Here is a 17,459-nt window from a genome sequence, read left to right as displayed (position 1 = left end):
ATGTTAGCAAAACTTTCAACCATAACAACCTTGTACCGAAAATTCACAAAAAATCAGGTACTTACAGAAGGACATCTTAACGAGATTGTAGATTATTTTGATGATCAGGACCGTATTTCCAGAATTGGTCTTAGTGGTGTGGGCATCATTTGCGGATTTCAGGTTTCTTACAGTGAATCGGCAAAAAACATCTCCATAACACAAGGCAGCGGAATAACCACTGATGGTGATCTTATACACTTATACAATAGTCTTCCTAATGGTGACAAAATAATCGATTTTGAAAGCAAACAATACACACATTATAAAGTACACGATAATAAAAAGGCTGCTTACAAACCTTATTTTTACAATGGCAGTGATCAGCTTGAAATTTTCGAACTCTTAACTTACGAACAGCAGGCACTTGATAATGTCAATACTTTCCCTATACAATACCTTAAAGACAATACAGGACTAGAGGTAAATGATGCTGTAATACTATTGTATATAGAAACTTATGAAAAAGATTCAGATCTATGCGTTAGTCTTTCCTGCGATAATCAGGGATTAGAAATTATTGGCAATCATAAAGCATTATTGGTTAGTAAAACTGTTGCCGCGCAAATTAATAGCAATGACAAATTTATTAGTTCAGTCAATTTCTCTAACCTGTACTATAAATTGCCAGACGTAATATCAAACCGCATTGTATTGCAGCCTGAAAAATTTATTAATTACAACGAGGTTAAAAAAGAATTTACCTATGGTATATTTAAAAACAATGTGGTCAATAAACTACGTGATGGCTTTGAAATACTTTTGAATGGTTTGCAAATGCCGGTAATGCTTGCTTCTGTCAAAAAAAATCTGGGAGAATTATATAGTTTTGATAAAAAAAGTGTTCCTCCGGATTTTCAATATCGATATGATCTTCTCAACGATTTAATTGATACTTATAATGAGATAAAACTCTTATTATCGAATATGGATGGCGAGTTTTGCTGTCCGGACATCAAATCGTTTCCAAAACATTTAATGTTGGGAGAAGTATTAAAAACCGGTCCTTGTTTTGAATACCGACATGCTTTTTACAAATCTCCTTTGCTTACCGGTCAAAACCTGAGCACCTGTAGTGATTGCTTATCATTTGACCAACTTAATGAGTCCGGAACTGAAGATACAATTCCTGAATTTATTGTTGATCCGGAAGGGAAGGAAGTTAAAATTTGCTACGGAAAAAATACGGATTTACAGCAATTGTACAGCCTGATAAAACGCTCTGTACAATTATTGGCCAACTACAATGTCAATCACAATATTATAAAAATTACACCGAGTTTTGAATTAGGAGTTTTAGGCAAAAAAGCGATTCCGTTTTATAATAATGTCGGAAACCATCTTATTGAACTTTGGGATTACAAAAAAACAGCGATAGCCAAACAACGCGATAATAGAAGTTATCATGACCAGTTTTTAAATACAAAACTGCCTTTAGAATTTATTGCAGACCATGATTTTTATAGAATTGAAGGACATCAAGGCAAAAATTACAAAGAAGCCTTAAAAACAATTCAGGAAATTAGACGCCAAAATGGTTTAGGTTTTAATGTGGTTGTACTCGCTATAAATGCCTACGAAATGCAAGAAGTAATTGAAAACTTTACCTCTTACTATCTTAATAAAAATCATGGATATGAGCACAAAGCGGGTGTAGCGCCTGGAGGCACGTTTGTGATGATTTATATTGAAGGAGAATACAGCCAATATCCGTATTATTATGGCTCTGAACTTTCACGTAGGAATTCCTTAGCGGGCGATTTTGAAAGTGAAGCAGAGGATGGTGAACCAGTTTTACTAAATCCAGTTATAGCCGATTTTACTTTACCTTATTTATGTTGTGATGATAATTTGATATCGCTGACTTTACCGGTAAACAAAATTTGTTTTGATGAAACAACTCCTTATTTCCTATTTCATATTACCCCAACAGGAGGTTTTGTAAAAGCAGATATAGATGAAGATTTAAACGGAGGAGTTACAAAAAATCAATACGGCGAATTTGTTTTTGATCCAAAACTGGTGAGCGAAGAACTAATAGGCCAGCCAATCGCTTTTACGGTTAATAATTTTGAAACAAAATGTGAAATAACCATTTTCAGAAAACCAAAATTTGATTTTACAATTGAAATCACAAAATCTGAAGAAAGCAACGAAGTTACTGCTGATTTTACCATTACCGGTGAAAATCAGGATGGAATGCAATATACATGGGATTTTGGCGACGGAAGCGAAAGGGTTATTACCAACGAAACAAAAATGCAGCGTGTATATAAATATGAATTGCCAGTAAGAGACAGTTTTTCTTTTCCGGTAAGTGTTATTGGCGAAAATGGAAACTGCAGCTATCAGGTAAAACATTCGGTAATTTTTGAAATTACAGACATAAAAGTCAATACCGACAGCACATCTATTTGCAGAAATGATAAATCACATCATATCCTTGCCATTGAATCCAAAAACAAAGTAATCTTAACCGGCGACGGTGTCTCGCAGGATAAAGCAGGACAATACATTTTTATTGGCAGCAATGTTCCTAAAGAAGTAGACAAAGTCGTTATAATCGCAAACGGCAAACCTACAGATCTTGTTATTACCATGCAAAATGCACCGTTTGCACGTTTTAACTATGCTATAAAAGGTGATGATCTTATACTTACCAACAATTCTACAGACGCAGAAATATACAGATGGGATATTTCGGGAGAAGTAATAGAAACAGAATCAAAAGACCAGATCATACGCTCTGTTTCTAAATATAACAGCGGATCCATAACCGTATCACTCACCGCAATGAACAAATTTTGTGGTGAAGGCATAGATGGTCCAAAAGAAATTATTCTTAGGGAACAAGTAGAAACAAATCCATGTCTTGAAACTGTAAGCACGTTTACCAAAACAGCAATCGAAGACATAGCCAGAATAAGACTTGTACGCACCTTTAAAAGTTTTAGTGCAGAAACTGTTTCTCTGGTCGATCAAATTGAAAACCAATTGATCACCGTTGACCAAAAAACTGTTGCTTTTATAAATGGAGAATTTAATGATCAGCTAGCAGAAATGTTCACAGAGAGTATTTATGGCAACTTATTATTGGCCATAAAAAACACTGAACTTGCGGCAGAGAAAAATGTGCTTAGTTTCCTTGTTGAAAACCATATCTCTTTATTTTATTATATTTTAAAATGTCAGAAAGCAGATAACCTTATAAAATTCAAAGAACCTATTACAGCCATTACAGATCGCTTTGAAATACTGATAAAAAGTTTTATAGAAATAAAATACAATACTGATCCTAAAGGAACATTAACAAAATTCCTTTCAAATATCAAAGCTTCATTTAAAGATACAGAATACATTCTGGAAGCAATCGATCGATTATTAAGCAATTTAGGCTAATGCAGACTTCTGAAAGACATATCATCAATAAGGTATTTCTTGAGATTAATACACCTTCAAAAGACAAGGCGTATTATCTGAAAGACCATCTGGATGCGTTTCTAAAAGAGGAATTATTTCCTCTTTTAGAAACATATTTTGATACGCTCGGTAGTAAAATAGCATCGCAGAGTATTCAGATAGAAAAATTAAATATGGACTTTTCTGTTGCCAATGATCTCAATTTCAACAGTATAAAATTGGAAATTATGAATCAGTTTCAAAACCAAATCGAGAAACAAATTGATAACGGTTTTCCAAATACGAAACAGTATACATTAATAACTAAAAAAGAAAAAGACATAAATGAGTTCTTCAGTTTTTTAGAAACCGGAACTACTCCCTGGTGGGTTATTTCAAAAAATATACTTGATATAAATAGCGGTAATCAATTTGAAAAAATCATCAGCGACAAAGCTTTTAGCTCAAAATTGTTAAATGCATTAGAGAATTCACAAACCAGAATCCGATTTACAAAACAATTATCAGATGACCAGATTGATATCATTTTAAAAAAAACACTCCTTTTAGAATTAGCTTCTGAAGTAACTGTGCCCAATAAATCAACTGAATACGACTGCATTCAAAAAATAAAAGACAATATGAATAGTATAATTTCAAAATCCAATCACGGATTACATCAAAGAAATTTAATTTGGGACATAACCTTACTACAACTATTAAAACATAATGACAGTACAATAAGGGAGAAATTATTTAAGCTGATTACTTCTTTTGATTTAATTAGAAAATACAACGCCCAATTTGCTTTAGAAGAAATTAATAAACAAATAACAAATAAATCTGTTTTAAATGTACTAAGCAATCTTGCCAATGAAGTTTCTATTATAGCCGTTATTCTAGAACAAAAGGCTGTAGAAATTCTTCAAAAAAACAACAAAGATCAGTCTGTACAATCCGAATTTTCAAAAACTGGTGAAAATGAATTAGAGACTTTCAGCAGCAAAAAAAATGCAGAAATAAAGGCTGTTTTAAATACTAATGAGGAAATCGAAGAAAAAGAAAGTTTGCCTGATTCTTTATTTTTAAGCGAAGAATCATCTCCTGAAACACCTTCTAATTATTATGTAAACAATGCAGGGTTAATACTGGTCCACCCCTTTTTGAAACAGCTTTTTGAGAATTGCAAATTACTAAATAAAGACAACACGATAAATAATCGGGAAGTTGCAGCACACCTTTTACATTATGTCGCTACAGAACAAGAACAGGATTATGAGCATGAAATGTTGTTTGAAAAACTATTATGTAATATTCCTGTAAACCAAACCATTAACAGAAACATTATACTATCAGAAGAATTAAAAAATCATGCTGATGAAATGCTTAGGGCCGTTCTGGAAAACTGGAAGGTTATGAAAAACTCTTCTGTCGGTTTGTTGCGAAATGAATATTTGAAAAGACCAGGCAAAATAATTCTTACCGGAGATAATCCTAAGCTTCTTGTTGAAAGAAAAACTCAGGACATTTTGTTAGATAAGATTGACTGGAATTTAGGAATTGTAAAACTGGCATGGAAAAACAAAGTGATTTTTGTGGACTGGTAATTAAAAAAATTATGGAAACCAAAGAAAAAGCATTTCTGAAAGAAGATGAAAAAAACATCTTTTATGAGCAGCAACAGGCTCTTAAAAATATTTTTGAAAAACTCGATTTGTCAAAAATTGCCTTCGTAGGCGGAATCGCAGATTACATTAATCTGCGCAGCTATTATGATATGCCGGTAAATGATATTGATCTTATTTATGAAGATGAAGAAGATTTATTGCCTATTAAAGAACAAAACGGGATTAGAAAATATGCCACCAAGTTTTACAATATGAATGTTGGGGAAGTTTTAGTCTCAGAATATTTAGTGAATAACAAAAAAGTTCACACTGATTATTACAAAAGAGTTTTCTCTAAAATAAAACTTAAGCAATCTCCATTATTGGGTGAAATGGTCTGGCATGCATCTTTTAGTGAGATGAAAGCATTTCATAATAGTCAGGTTCCCGTAGTAACCTCGCAGGCAATGGGTGAAAAATACGAATGGAGACGACTTTACAAGCACAGTAAAAAAGCTTCATTATACAACAACGTATGTTATTTGGAAGAAAAACAGCTGCTTGAAACACTTAAAAAATAATCATGAAAGAAGAACCAAGAATCATATATAGTCTCGATGCTTTTCCGCTAATAAACAACCGTTGGCAAATGGGAAATAAACTTAAAGAAACCATCTACATGACCGCTTTAAGCGTTTTATACAGTCATCTTTGGTACAGGGACATAGAACTTTATGCTGATGAAACAGCCTATAAATTTCTCTATATGCTGCCGTGCAGAGTGACAAAAGTAAACAATGAAAAAAATAAAGACCTATGGATGAAATCGAAAATTCATGCTATCGAAAAACAGACAAAACCATTTGTTCATCTGGATACGGATGTGTTTATAAAAAAGAAAATCAATTTTGATTTTGACAAGATAATTCTGGAACGAAAAGAATGCGGTTATGAAATGCATTACAAGAAACAGATTGACTTTTTTAACCAATACACAAAACATTTACCTTATTGGCATTCAGATTTGGGATACTCATATAGTTGTGGCGTACTGGGTTTTAATGACCTTAGACTTCGCAACAATTTTGTAAACGCGTACTATGATATGGAAGAAATTTTTATAGCACGCCGTCAGGAATTTGAACCGTTAAAACAACAAGGATTCGAACCATGCATTGTAATAGAACAATACAACCTGGCCTCAATATTAGACTATAATAATATTAAGCCTTCATTATTGCTTAAAGGAAGAAATATAATTGAGCAAAGCAAATATGCCAATGAAATGGGTTACAGCCATCTCTTTGGCCTCAAAAAGTACAAAAAAGACATTACAGATGAAATTGAATATCGACTGTTTAAAATATTTCCGTACTGGTATGAACAAATAAAAATTGAATTAGAAAAACATCAGATCATCCAGAAAGAAGATGTTAACTCCAGAATTATGGTAGCATAAAATTAATCTTTCAAGGTTAATTAAAATTATTTGTTTCGAATAATAAAACAATGAAGTTATGAGAACTTTAGAAAACAGAAAGCCGGACAATCACTCCTCTTCTCCTTTTTTTGAACCAAAAATCCAAAAGAAACTAACGACCGGTACCGTAGGAGACAAATATGAAGTTGAAGCAGATAATGTTGCCGATAAAGTAGTAAACAAACAAAAAGGCGGTGGATTATTACAATCTAAAGCAGAAGACGGAGTGCAAAGAAAACCAATTTCTGAAACTATTTCAACAGTTCAAAAGCAGGATTTGGAACAAGAAAAACCTGTTCAGAAAAAAGGCAAGGAAAAGGAAGAAGAGAAAAAGAAAGTTCAGAAAAAAGCCAATAAAGAAGAGGATAAAAAAGTTCAGAAAAAGGGAAAAGAAAAAGAAGAAGACAAAAAGAAAATACAAAAAAAAGCTGATAAAGAAGAAGATAAAAAAATACAAAAAAAAGTAAAAGGAAAAGAAGACGATAAAAAGAAAACACAAAAAAAGGCTGATAAAGACGAAGATAAGAAAGTTCAGAAAAAAGGAAAAGAAAAAGAAGACGACAAAAAGAAACCCGTTCAGAAAAAATCAAACAATAGCGAATCTTCTGTAAACAACAACAAATTAGAGAGTAATCTAAAAAGTAGTAAAGGCGGCGGCTCCCCACTTTCGAAAGGGGTAAAAAGCGAAATGGAATCTGGTTTTGGAACTGATTTTAGTCAGGTTCGCATTCATACCGATAGTAATGCCACACAAATGAGTCAGGATTTAGGCGCTCAGGCTTTCACAAACGGAAATGATATTTATTTTAATTCAGGAAAATACGATGCCAATAGCCAACAAGGCAAGCATTTATTGGCACATGAACTTACGCATACAGTACAACAAAGTTCCAATGTTCAAAAAAAGGAACAAACCCAAATACAAAGAAGCTGGCTTGGCGATGCCTGGGATAGCGCAACAGATACCGTAAGCGATGGCTGGGATGCCGCAACCGGAGCGGTTTCTGATGCTGCTTCTAGTGTTGCTGATACTGTAAGTGAGGGCTGGGATGCGGCTACAGGAGCAGTTTCTGATGCGGCCTCAAGTGTTGCAAGCGGTTTAAGTTCTGCTTGGGATACTGCTACTACATTTCTTGGAGATACCGCTTCTGCAGCCTGGGAAGGCATGAAATCATTAGGAAGTGACGCGCTTGATTGGTTGTCTGGTGCAGCATCTTATGTTTGGGACGGAATCAAATGGTTTGGAAATCAGGCGTGGGATATCATTAAAGTTATTGGCACTTTTTTATGGGACAAACTATGCCTGTTAGGCAATAATGTCTGGTCGTTCATTTCGAATATTCCATCCAGATTATGGAGAATAATTGTTCACGGTTGGGACGGAATAACAGGCATTTTAGGTTGGGCCTGGGATGGGTTAAGTGGCGCAGCAGGGCATTTATGGCAAGGCGTTAAAGGTGTTTTTGGATGGTTGGGCGGTGGCTTAATGGGAGCCGCAAACTGGTTATTAGATGGTGTAGTTGCAGGTTATGACTGGGCAGTAGATTTTGTCAATGCTCCAAGCTTGTCAAAACTCTGGAATGCTTTAACCGGAACTTTGGGTTGGGTCTCAAAAGGTATTTCCGGCTTTGCACAATGGGGATGGGATGGTGTTGTTGGCGCAGCAATCTGGGCATGGCAAGGAATAAAAGGTTTCGCTTCCTGGATCTGGGATGGCGTTTTGGGCGGACTTACCTGGGCAGGAAAATTGTTATTATACATTATAGATCTACTTGGAATATTCGAAATATTACAGCTTCTATGGGGTCTTATTTTTAGAATGAGAAAATTGACCGACGTAGAAATAAACGCATCCCTACAAGTTCATCCCGCAGGAATGATTCCCTACGATCTCGTATATGTTGATGAAGGATCTCTCGTTGCCTTTATTTCCGGATATTTTTCAGGAGGAGGTTACAGAGCAGTAACAACAGCACACATCATTCATGCTGCACCGGGAGAAGATACCGCCACAATGGTTCACGAATTATCTCATGTGGCCCAATATGAACACGCAGGATCTGTATATATGGCGCAAGCAATACATGCACAAGCTTTTGGCGAAGGGTATAATTATACAAATACTGATGGGACATTTAAACATCAGCATTTTAATGAATTCAACAGAGAACAGCAAGCTTCAATATGTGAAGATTATTACAAAGCATTAAACGGCGGTGGCGGACGTGCCTCTGCCGGAGCTCTGCAGCCTTTTGTAAATGAAATGAGAGCAGGTAAATTTTAAAAATTGAAAATATGAAATTCTATTTTGCGCTTATTTTCTGTTGCTGCTTTTTGGGATGTGATACTATTTATCAAAACAAATCAAATGTTTTTTCTGTAAAAGCAGATTCATCTGTATCAAAATGTTTGAGAGTTGATGGCGTATTATCGATTTTTCCGAGTTTAAAAAAAATATACATCAATCCTAAAAATGACAAGGTTTTAAAAGAAGATATCCTGATTCTTATTTTTCACGATAAAGAAGATTTAGTAGCCTTTAGAAATAAAATAACCCAAGAAAGCAACAAATCAATTTCAAATATAAAACCGAAGCTTGATTCTAGAAATGTAGAATCTGTTTTAGTCCAAACAAATAGTACGATTCCATATGTTTTGTCTTTAAATAATACAACAGTTTTTAAAGATGGATTGTGGATTGTTTTTTATTCTGAAAAAAATCAGAATATAGAAACCTTTTTAGAATTTAAAAGAATGGGAGTTGACGAAATTCCAAAAACAGATATAATTCCAATTTAACATTGATAAAGAATGCCAGCCTTTTCATCAAAAACAAAAGCAAGTTCTTCGCACTCCTCGTCTCATCAAGACAAGGGGCAGGAATCTTTTTTTGGTGTACAGGCAAAATTAAATATCGGAAAATCTAACGATAAATTTGAAGCGGAAGCCGACAGAGCTGCAGATCAGGTTGTCGCTAAAAAACAAACGCCAAATACAGATCCGTTCTTTTCGCCTTCGCCTGTAGTACAAAAGAAACTGGCAGGAGATGTTCAAAAACAAGAAGAGCAAAACAAGGAAATTCAGCAAAAAACAGTTGCAGAAACCATCACTCCGGTTGTGCAGCTAAAAGAGGATTTAATCCAAAATAAACTCGATTCCAAAAAAACGGAAAAGCGCGAAATCAGCAAAGATTTTTCAAAACCAAAAACAGTAATTCAGAATAAAACTGAAGATAACGTTCAGAAAAAAGAAGCACCAATACCACCGAAAAAAGAGGTTAAAAAAGCAGAAACTCCTGTTGCGAAAGCAGTTTTAAAAAAGCCGCTAATTCAAACTAAATCGGAAGAAGAACTTCAAAAAAAAGACGAAAAACCAAAAGAGGAGAAAAAGACTGAAATTCAAAAGAAACCTTTAGTCGAACCTATAACTCCCGCAGTTGCAGAACTAAAAGCGGAAAGCAATAAAATTACTGCAACTATAAAACCGGTAATTCAGCCAAAAGCGGAAAAAGAAATTCAAGCCAAAGAAGAAGAGGAAATCCAGACCAAGGAAGACGAAAAGGAGCTTCAAATGAGCGCGAGTGCAGATGCAAACCCTTCTGATACTTCTAATCTTGAAAGCACTTTAAACAGCAGTAAAGGTGGCGGTTCTCCCCTACCCGGAAAAGTAAAAACGGAAATGGAATCCGGTTTTGGAGCTGATTTCAGTAATGTTCGCATCCACAACGATTCAACCGCTGTTCAAATGAACAAGCAATTGGGCGCTCAGGCTTTTGCAACGGGAAATAATATTTATTTTAACGAAGGAAAATACAATCCAAATTCGCAATCCGGCAAACACTTACTTGCCCACGAATTAACGCATACGGTTCAGCAAGGAGCATCCATTAGAAAAAAACCTGAAAATAATATATCCCCTGCCCCCCAAATGATTCAGGGTTCATTCCTCGATTTAGTTCCGGATTGGATTATTAATCAGGCGCGACACATTCCGGGTTATACCCTATTTACTGTTATTATTGGTTACGATCCGTTGCGTGAAGTTGATGTAGAACGAACTCCAATTAATCTCGTCGAAGGATTAATGGGATTGATTCCTTTTGGAACAGCCATATTTGATAAACTTCAGGAATACGGAATTCTGCAACAGGTTTTTGATTGGGTCGAAGGAAAACTAAGCGAACTTGGATTAACAATCGACAGTATTATGGATATGGTTGAAGATATTTGGGATAACGTTTCTTTCCCATACACCGATATCATTGATTTAGTTGCTGAAAAATTTGAAGAATTAGTTAACAGAATAACTTCTTTTGTAACTGCAACAGTTGATCAGGTAATTACCTGGATAAAAGAAGCTTTGATTGGTGTTGCCGAACCAATATTGGCAGAAAATAAGGCTTGGGCATTAATCAAAAAAATAATCAAATACGATCCGTTACGCGATGAGGCAGTTAACGCAACGACGGTAGAAATATTAGAAGATTTCCTTATTCTGATAGGAAAAGAAACCGAACTCGAACAAATGCGTGAAAAAGGCACGCTGCAAAAAACTGCCGATTGGCTTGACACACAAGTCGGAACTTTCACTTCGTTATTAGGCGAACTTCGCGGACTTATAACTTCGGCTTGGGATGCGATTCAGCCTTCAAATTTGATGAATATTGCTGATAATCTTTCAGCACTTGCTGCACAAGCTGGCGGATTCCTGCAACGCGTTTGGGATTTTGCTTCAGGCGTAGCGCTCAAAGTTCTGGAACTTGTCAAAGAGTCACTATTAGGATATCTTTCTTCGCAAGCCGCAACAGTTCGGGGTTATTCATTAATAAAAGTAATTATAGGACGAGATCCTTTTACTAATGAAAATGTTCCGCGATCTGTTCCAAATCTAATTAGAGGTTTTATGAGCCTGATGGACGGTGGCGAAGAACAATATGCGCAAATGGTGGAAACGGGTGCAATTGCCCGAATCGTTGGCGAAATCGAAGCTGCTGTTGCGACTTTAAACATGACTCCGGCGGCTATTATTCAGCTGTTTACTGATTTATGGAACTCGTTTACGATTGATGATCTTATTCATCCGCTTGATGCTTTTGTCCGAATTATCGAAAAATTTAGAGAACCAATCGGACGTTTGATTGCTTTTGTAGCAGAAATTGTAAGGATTGTTATAGTTGCTGTACTTGAGATTATGAATTTCCCTTTCGACTTGATCGGAAACATCATAACTCGTGCAATGCAGGCAATTGACGACATTAAAAAAGATCCTATTGGTTTCCTTAAAAATATATTGCGCGCCATCAAACAAGGATTTGTTCAATTCTTTGACAATATTGTAACACACTTAATCAACGGTGTTACCGGCTGGTTAATGAGCGAATTGAAAGAGGCCAATATTCCGGTTCTGACTGATTTCTCTTTGCAAGGCGTAATTGCCTGGGTACTTGAAGTGCTTGGAATTTCAATGGAAAAAATATGGGAGAAACTAGCGGCACATCCTAGAATTGGTCCTGCAAGAGTGGCCAGAATCCGCAGTATGATTAATACTCTTGAAGGCATTTGGACTTTTATAAAAGATGTTCAGGAACGCGGAATGGCTGCTATTTGGGATAAAATTCAGGAACAACTTAGCAATTTATGGAATACTGTTCTTGATGCGGTGAAAAACTTCATCATGGAACGCATAGTAAACCGCATAACTGCGAGACTATTAAGTATGCTGGATCCAACAGGAATTATGGCTGTCATAAATGGCGCAATTGCTTTGTACAGTGCCATTCAGAGTTTTATAAAATACTTACGTGAAATGCTCGAAGTTGTCAATTCGTTTGTCAACGGTGTTGCAGATATCGCAAAAGGAAATGTTGCCACAGCAGCCAATTATCTCGAAAATACTATGGGACAAGCCATGCCAATTGTAATTGGATTCCTTGCCAATCAGGTTGGACTTTCCGGAATTGGAGCACGAATTGGCGAAATGATCGTTTCTGTCCGCCAAATGGTTGATGAAGCATTGACTTGGCTGGTGAATAAAGCGGTGGATACAGGAATGAATATGCTGGACAGATTGATGGGCGGAAGCGGTACAGATAGTCTTGCGGTTGTAAAACAAAACCTGCATCAGGAAGAACAATCCCGTTTAACAAATGGAGGTATTAAAAGAGAAGAAGCTCAGGAAGTCGCCCAAACTGTAGCTGCCAGAAATAATACATTGGTTAATTCTATAAGTGTAGTTGATGGAGGTCGCAACTGGAATTATAACATTGTTCAAAAAGCAGAAGAAGACGGTCCTCGAAAAGAAGAAATTGTTAGTGACGGCGCAACTCTCGAAGTAATTTTTGAAGGAGATAGAATAAGATTAAATTTTGTAGATGAAGAAACATCCGCAGTTGTAGCTCCTGCAGTTAGTGATGCAAGATTAATTCAGGTTCTTCGTCAATTAAAAATGGATATGCCGCAAGCGATGTTATTCGTTAATGAATTAAAAGGAAGAAACATCATCAATACTAATGAATTCAGACAATTGTTAATCGCTCATGCCAGACCTGCAACCGCCGGAATGGATCCTGTTGAATTCTTAACCAACAAACTTAATATGAATCAGTCAACTGCTGCGGCATGGAGCAGACCACAAGGAAGTGCCATGAGAAACAGAGGTGTAAATCTTGGTCCGGATCAAGACGGTAATCAAAGAGAAACCTTATCTCAATATGCCCAAATTTTTTATGAAAAAGAAGTTGGTGACTGGGTTGCCAGACCTTTAGAAAGAAGTGCGGGTCCTGACGAACCTCGTATATTGGAATATATCTATCAAAAAGAAGGAAATCCTAACGTAGTTTCTTTAGGGGTTGTTGAACTAAATGATGCTGGAGAAATTATAAAAATCGAGACTGTAAATTCAGCCAATATAAGTGGCGGTCAGCAAGGATTGATTCAATTATTAAGAAGAAAAAGATGGGCAATGAAACTTTAGGACTTAAACATTGGTAACAAAATAAAACCACCAGATAAAATATCCCTTAGGGATTATAATTAAACCTATTTACAAACAATCTGATTGGCTTAGCAACTTTTCAGACTATAAAAAAACATTATAACTACTATTTATAAACTTAAAATCTTTAGTCATGCAAAAAACATTCTACCAAAAAGAGCTCGTTATTAAAGCAACACAACAAAGAAAAGGAGCAAATAATAACAAGAAAGACATTGAAAAAATTCAGTCGTGGCTTAATTTATTTGCTATGCAAAATCCAAACTCTGGAACTGCAACGGGCATCGACGGAGATTTTGGACCGGCAACAGAAAAAGCGGTGCTTAATTTTCAAAAATTCAACAGCTTGCCACAAAATGGAACTGTAGATCAAAAAGTATTCGATATACTGGTTTCGCCACTCAAAAAAGCTTTTGAAGATTCTGTATCAGGTAGCAATTTGAGAGAGTTAATAGTAAATACAGCAAAAAATCATCTCAAAAGTCATCCTTTTGAACTCGTAATCAACAATCAAAGCAATATGGGACCCTGGGTTCGAAGTTATATGGATGGCAATGAAGGAGCCGACTGGTTTTGGTGCATGGGATTTGTTCAGGCAATAATTGATCAGGCAGCTTCTATTCAGGGAAAAAACTTCAAAACGCTAATGCCGCTAACCTACAGCTGCGATACTGTTGGTGTGACAGGAATTCAGAAAAAAATATTAACCCGTTATCAGGCGGCAAGAACTAATCCGGCTTTGATAAAACCCGGAGATATATTTCTGATTCAAAAAACAACAAACGACTGGTTTCATACCGGAATTGTAACGGCAGTTCATAGCGATATTATTGAAACTATTGAAGGCAATACCAATATTGATGGTTCGCATAACGGAAACGCTGTCATGAACAGAATCAGAAATTATAAACAATCAAAAATAGATTTTTTCTCAATCGAATCCTTAGTAGTCTAAAAAATGGAAAATGTATTCACCCACTTAAAAAACCAATTTACGTTTCAGCTTGACACACTTTTTCAGGCCGAAAACCTAATGGTGGAAAAACCCGTATTAAGCCAGCTTGATGCAACTGGATTTATCAACGAATTTATCGTCGAAAATAATCTTACTGAAACCGATATACTCTTGCTGGGATTGGCTTTAGTTCCTCATATAAAACCTGATTTCTTAAGCTCCCTTATTGCCGACTATTTACCCAATGGTGGTGAATTACCAGAGTTTGGTGGAATTAAAACGAAAAACCATCGTGGAATTTTACCTACTGGTGAAACGGCTCAGTTTTTAATTGCAGGAAATAATTTAGATGACCGGATTTCGTTCTACAATTACTTACACAACCAGTCATTTTTATATCAAAAAAGAATTATCAAAATAGAAACTGTTCCATATGGTGAACCTAAATTGAGCGGCTTGCTGATTTTGGAAGACGAATACATCGAAAAATTTATAACCGGAAAAATTTTAAAACCTCAGCTTAGCAGCATTTTCCCTGCTCAATTAATCGAAACCCAACTAGATTGGGAAGATCTGGTACTTAATTCTTCCACTTTAAATCAAATTAAGGAAATAGAAACCTGGCTCAAATTCAACGAGATTTTACTTCACGAATGGGATATGAAAGCCAAGATAAAACCAGGGTTCAGGGTTATGTTTCACGGTGCGCCCGGAACCGGAAAAACACTTACGGCTTCTCTGCTTGGAAAATACACCAAAAGAGATGTATACCGAATTGATTTATCTACGGTGATTTCAAAATACATTGGTGAAACCGAAAAAAATCTTTCTTCTCTTTTTGACAAAGCTACAGATAAGGAATGGATTCTCTTTTTTGATGAGGCCGACGCTGTTTTCGGAAAAAGAACAAATGTTAGGGATGCGCACGATAAATACGCTAACCAGGAAGTTTCGTATTTGCTGCAGCGTATTGAAAATCATCCCGGATTGGTAATTTTGGCTTCTAATTTTAAAACAAATATTGATACAGCTTTCACGCGAAGATTTCAATCTATTATTGAGTTTGAAGTGCCTTCTTATGGTGAACGCTTAAAACTTTGGGAGAATAATTTACCAAAGGGAATTAGAATTGCCGAAGATGTAAATCTTAATGAGATTTCAAAAAAATATGATATTACCGGCGCTAATATTGTCAATATAATTCAATATGCCTGTTTGAGAACATTAGAAGATGAGAACGAAAGTATCAACCTTGATCACTTGCTTCAGGGAATTAAAAAAGAATATGCCAAAGAAGGAAAAATGATGTAAAACCACATTTTAGTACAATTGCAAAATATCTTATTTGTTTGATTTATTCCTGCAAAATCCTGGTTTTAGTTTCGGTTTAAAATAAATTATATATTAGCTAAAGAAATTAAAACCAAAAACTTTAGTCATAAAAACCAAACGCTCAATGACCAAAAAAACCATAATTTTAATCGGATTTGTAATTTTAAAATTTGCTTTACAATATATATTATTAAGTCCTGAATATGATTTGCAGCGTGACGAATACCTTCACCTCGATCAGGCACATCATTTAGCCTGGGGTTATTTGTCGGTTCCACCAGTTACTTCCTGGTTTTCGTATATTATTTTTTTACTTGGAAATTCTGTTTTCTGGGTCAAATTCTTCCCTGCCCTATTTGGCGTTTTAACACTCATAGTAGTCTGGAAAACTATTGAAGTTCTTAAAGGAAATTTATACGCTTTACTTTTAGGCGCAACTTGTATTGTGTTTTCATCATTGTTGCGAATTAACATGCTTTATCAACCCAATTCACTAGATGTTTTGTGTTGGACAGCTTTTTATTATGTTGTTATTCAATATGTCACAACCGAAGAAAAAAAATGGTTTTATGTTGGTGCTGTCATTTTTTCTTTTGGTTTTTTAAATAAATACAACATTCTTTTTCTGCTTATTGGTCTTTTTCCGGCGTTATTACTTTCTGAACAAAGAAAAATATTGACCGAAAAAAAACTTTTTTTAGCCTTAATTTTAGGATTGATATTAATTCTGCCGAATCTTTTATGGCAATACAATAATGAATTCCCAATTGTACATCACATGAAGGAATTGGCCGAAACACAATTGGTAAATGTAGATCGTTTAGGGTTTCTTAAAGAACAATTATTGTTTTTTATTGGTTCACTATTAGTGATTTTTTCATCGTTATATTCTTTGTTATTCTTCAAACCTTTTAAAAGATATAAATTTTTCTTTGCATCAATTATTTTCACATTGGCAGTCTTTTTATACTTTAAGGCAAAGGCTTATTATGCAATTGGTTTATATCCAATTTATATTGCCTTTGGATCCGTTTTTCTTTCCGAAATTCTAAAAACAGGCTGGAAACGTTATTTGCAGCCCGTGTTTATCCTGATTCCGTTGTTGCTTTTTATTCCGATGTACAATTTAGCTTTTCCAAATAAAAGTCCGGAATATATTGTCAGCCATCCGGAAAAATATAAAAAATTGGGAATGCTTCGCTGGGAAGATGGAAAAGATCATAAATTGCCACAAGATTTTGCCGATATGTTAGGCTGGAAAGAGCTTGCCCGCAAAACAGATTCTATTTATGACCAAATCCCAAATCCCAAGAAAACCCTCGTACTTTGTGACAATTATGGTCAGGCTGGTGCTATTAATTATTACACAAAAAAGAGAATTAAAGCTGTTTCTTTTAATGCCGATTATGTAAACTGGTTTAATCTTGATGTACAATATAAAAACCTAATCCGGATTAAGGAATTTGAGGAAAACAGCACAGAATTTAAAGAGACAAGTCCTTATTTTGAACATTCAAAAATTACTAGAGAAATTACTAATCCAAACGCCCGTGAATACAAAACCATAATTTTTGTTTTCACCAATGCTAAAGTCAACATTAATAAAAGGATAGAACATGAAATTAAAGAAGAAAAAAATTATAGTAAATAATGA

At 35.3% G+C, this 17,459-nt stretch carries 10 protein-coding genes; all 10 read left to right on the top strand.

Going from position 1 to position 17,459, the window contains the following annotated elements; all coding sequences use genetic code 11:
* The 10 genes from SD960_RS08200 to SD960_RS08155 all read left to right on the top strand — a co-directional run bounded on the left by SD960_RS08200 (position 1) and on the right by SD960_RS08155 (position 17,456).
* Positions 1 to 3,438 (top strand): hypothetical protein, encoded by a 3,438-nt coding sequence (locus SD960_RS08200; protein ID WP_318802177.1) that lies wholly within the window; start codon positions 1 to 3, stop codon positions 3,436 to 3,438.
* The gene (locus SD960_RS08195; protein WP_318802176.1) at positions 3,438 to 5,045 is read left to right on the top strand and encodes a contractile injection system tape measure protein; all 1,608 of its coding nucleotides are present in this window, start codon (positions 3,438 to 3,440) and stop codon (positions 5,043 to 5,045) included. The genes SD960_RS08200 and SD960_RS08195 overlap by 1 nt, the downstream gene beginning before the upstream one ends.
* Before the next feature lie 11 nt (positions 5,046 to 5,056).
* Entirely contained in the window at positions 5,057 to 5,626 is a 570-nt protein-coding gene (locus tag SD960_RS08190) for a hypothetical protein (RefSeq protein WP_318802174.1), read from the top strand.
* 2 nt (positions 5,627 to 5,628) lie between these two features.
* Complete coding sequence (locus SD960_RS08185) at positions 5,629 to 6,504, top strand: DUF6734 family protein (protein WP_318802173.1); 876 nt, start codon at positions 5,629 to 5,631, stop codon at positions 6,502 to 6,504.
* A 58-nt stretch (positions 6,505 to 6,562) separates the two neighbouring features.
* A complete protein-coding gene (locus SD960_RS08180) occupies positions 6,563 to 8,809 on the top strand; it encodes a DUF4157 domain-containing protein (RefSeq protein WP_318802172.1) in 2,247 nt (748 codons plus the stop codon).
* An 11-nt stretch (positions 8,810 to 8,820) separates the two neighbouring features.
* Complete coding sequence (locus tag SD960_RS08175; RefSeq protein ID WP_318802171.1) at positions 8,821 to 9,324, top strand: hypothetical protein; 504 nt, start codon at positions 8,821 to 8,823, stop codon at positions 9,322 to 9,324.
* A gap of 12 nt (positions 9,325 to 9,336) precedes the next feature.
* A complete protein-coding gene (locus tag SD960_RS08170; RefSeq protein ID WP_318802169.1) occupies positions 9,337 to 13,497 on the top strand; it encodes a DUF4157 domain-containing protein in 4,161 nt (1,386 codons plus the stop codon).
* A 154-nt stretch (positions 13,498 to 13,651) separates the two neighbouring features.
* Positions 13,652 to 14,473 (top strand): peptidoglycan-binding protein, encoded by an 822-nt coding sequence (locus SD960_RS08165; RefSeq protein ID WP_318802167.1) that lies wholly within the window; start codon positions 13,652 to 13,654, stop codon positions 14,471 to 14,473.
* Positions 14,474 to 14,476: 3 nt separating this feature from the next.
* Positions 14,477 to 15,784: an ATP-binding protein gene (locus SD960_RS08160; RefSeq protein WP_318802166.1), complete on the top strand. Its 1,308-nt coding sequence runs from the start codon at positions 14,477 to 14,479 to the stop codon at positions 15,782 to 15,784.
* A gap of 145 nt (positions 15,785 to 15,929) precedes the next feature.
* Positions 15,930 to 17,456, top strand: coding sequence for an ArnT family glycosyltransferase (locus SD960_RS08155; protein WP_318802165.1), 1,527 nt, complete (start codon positions 15,930 to 15,932; stop codon positions 17,454 to 17,456).
* Positions 17,457 to 17,459: the final 3 nt, after the last annotated feature.

Source organism: Flavobacterium sp. MMLR14_040 (genome assembly GCF_033657265.1).
Taxonomy (GTDB): Bacteria; Bacteroidota; Bacteroidia; order Flavobacteriales; family Flavobacteriaceae; genus Flavobacterium.
The sequence above is the reverse complement of the archived record's forward strand: the minus strand, read 5'-3'. Positions and strand labels throughout refer to the sequence as shown.

Bases quoted from the DNA above. Each gene is read 5' to 3' on its own strand.
- SD960_RS08200 (WP_318802177.1), top strand. From the start codon at position 1: ATGTTAGCAAAACTTTCAACCATAACAACCTTGTACCGAAAATTCACA.
- SD960_RS08195 (WP_318802176.1), top strand. From the start codon at position 3,438: ATGCAGACTTCTGAAAGACATATCATCAATAAGGTATTTCTTGAGATT.
- SD960_RS08190 (WP_318802174.1), top strand. From the start codon at position 5,057: ATGGAAACCAAAGAAAAAGCATTTCTGAAAGAAGATGAAAAAAACATC.
- SD960_RS08185 (WP_318802173.1), top strand. From the start codon at position 5,629: ATGAAAGAAGAACCAAGAATCATATATAGTCTCGATGCTTTTCCGCTA.
- SD960_RS08180 (WP_318802172.1), top strand. From the start codon at position 6,563: ATGAGAACTTTAGAAAACAGAAAGCCGGACAATCACTCCTCTTCTCCT.
- SD960_RS08175 (WP_318802171.1), top strand. From the start codon at position 8,821: ATGAAATTCTATTTTGCGCTTATTTTCTGTTGCTGCTTTTTGGGATGT.
- SD960_RS08170 (WP_318802169.1), top strand. From the start codon at position 9,337: ATGCCAGCCTTTTCATCAAAAACAAAAGCAAGTTCTTCGCACTCCTCG.
- SD960_RS08165 (WP_318802167.1), top strand. From the start codon at position 13,652: ATGCAAAAAACATTCTACCAAAAAGAGCTCGTTATTAAAGCAACACAA.
- SD960_RS08160 (WP_318802166.1), top strand. From the start codon at position 14,477: ATGGAAAATGTATTCACCCACTTAAAAAACCAATTTACGTTTCAGCTT.
- SD960_RS08155 (WP_318802165.1), top strand. From the start codon at position 15,930: ATGACCAAAAAAACCATAATTTTAATCGGATTTGTAATTTTAAAATTT.